At 70.3% G+C, this 249-nt stretch carries 1 pseudogene; it reads left to right on the top strand.

The features are described from left to right. Nucleotides 1–249, top strand: a pseudogene (locus tag SB756_RS33375) (efflux transporter periplasmic adaptor subunit); the annotation flags it as partial.

Consider the following 249-nt stretch of genomic DNA (forward strand, 5'->3'; position numbering starts at 1 on the left):
GCGACGTGCTGTTCACCATCGACCAAGACCGCTTCAGCCTGGCCCTGCGCCAGGCACAGGCAACCCTGGCCGAGCGCGAGGAAACCCTGGCCCAGGCCGCCCGTGAAACGCGCCGTAACCGCAAACTGGGCAACCTGGTGGCGGCCGAGCAGCTGGAAGAGAGCCAGTCCCGCGAGGCCCGCGCCCGCTCGGCGGTCAACGAGGCGCAGGTGGCGGTCGATACTGCCCAGCTCAACCTCGACCGCTCGG

The sequence above is a fragment of the Pseudomonas sp. SIMBA_068 genome (assembly GCF_046534705.1).
GTDB lineage: Bacteria > Pseudomonadota > Gammaproteobacteria > Pseudomonadales > Pseudomonadaceae > Aquipseudomonas > Aquipseudomonas putida.